Raw genomic sequence first — 1,439 nt, forward strand, 5'->3', positions numbered from 1 at the left:
CAATGCCGGTGACTTAGGTAGTTGTGTCTCGCTGGGTGATGGTGATGGTGTCCGGTGGGGGTGGTGTCTGGTTGCGATGCTCGGCCCGTTTGAGCGGCCAGTTGGACATCTTGCGTTTGATCACTCGGGGGCAGGTCCGGTGGCGGCGTGCGGGCAGCAGGCGTTCGGCGATCTCAGCCAGAGTGTGGGCCAGCGCTCGGGTGAGTCGGCCGGGGGGAAAACGCCGCCTGGGCTGGGACCTGGCGGCGCACGATCCGCAGGGACCGGGTGAAGGAAAGGCGGTCAGGGTCCAGGCCCTCGCGCAGGGCGGTCTGGTGCATCAGTTGCCGGATGGCGTGGTGCACCAGGAGGAAGCCGTAGATCTCCTGTTCCACGCCCCAAGGGTATTTCGAGCGCAGGATGAGTTTCGGGCCGCGCTGGTGGGTCTTGATCTCGTCCAGCGTGGTCTCGATCTCCCACCGCTGGGCGTAGAGCGCGGCCAGTTCCTGCCCCGGTGCTTCCTCAGGGTCGAGCAAGGTGGTCAGCAGGCGGTAGACGGTGGCGTCGCCGGTGCGGGCAAGGGTGTACTCGATCACCCGGACCACCACCGGGTTGCGGCGACTCTTGCGGTCTTTCCCGGCATGGACCGTGCTGAGGTAAGAGCCGTCGCCGAGGACCTGCATGACGGGCAGCGCCGCGCTCTTGCGCACTCGCCACAGCAGGTCCGCTCCGCTGTCCCGGGCGACCTGCCACAACTCGAATCCGTAAAAGCCCCGGTCGGCCAGCAGCAGCATCCCCGCCCGCAGGCGGGTGAACAACTGCTGTGACAGCACCGGCTCACTCACCGACAGCGGTCCGACGGCCGCACCGAACACGGCGTGCGTGCCGCATTCGGCCAATGCCACCACCCTGGCCTGCGGAAACGCGCCCACCCCGCGCCCTGAACCCGGACGGCCGAAGAAGCCGTCGTTGGCGGCGGTGTCCGCCAGGTCCAAGGTCGTGCCGTCCACCGCGACCAGATGCCATCGCCTGTACCAGGCGCCCGCGGTCTCCGGCACCGCCACCGGCCGGCACACCCGAGCGAACAGCGCCCTCAGCGGCTCAGCACCCAGCCGCCGACGTGCCCGCCCGATCGCCGCGGTCGTCGGCACACGCCACGACCGCCGCCCGTCTCCGAGCCCGTCGCCCAGCAACCGGGCGACCTCTTCGTATCCCTGCCCGAAGAACAGGCACATCGCGAGGATGAAATACACCACCACCCGCGCCGGCAACAGGCGACTGCGCTGCTCAGTCCGACCGGTCTCGGCGATCACCTCATCAACCAGATGAGGCGGAAACGCCTGCGTCAGCACCCCGATCGCGATCCGGTCCGACAACCGCTCACCCGCAGGCACCCCGACCTGCCCCACCCTCGCCACACCGAAGACAACGAGACACAACTACCTAAGTCACCGGCATTG

At 68.3% G+C, this 1,439-nt stretch carries 1 protein-coding gene; it reads right to left on the reverse strand.

Features of this window, described 5'->3' with window-relative positions; all coding sequences use genetic code 11:
- Positions 1-173 precede the first annotated feature (173 nt).
- Positions 174-1,397, reverse strand: a complete 1,224-nt coding sequence (locus RNC47_RS35915) for an IS4 family transposase (RefSeq protein ID WP_311605035.1) — start codon at positions 1,395-1,397, stop codon at positions 174-176.
- Positions 1,398-1,439: the final 42 nt, after the last annotated feature.

The organism is Streptomyces millisiae (genome assembly GCF_031845425.1).
GTDB lineage: Bacteria > Actinomycetota > Actinomycetes > Streptomycetales > Streptomycetaceae > Streptomyces > Streptomyces millisiae.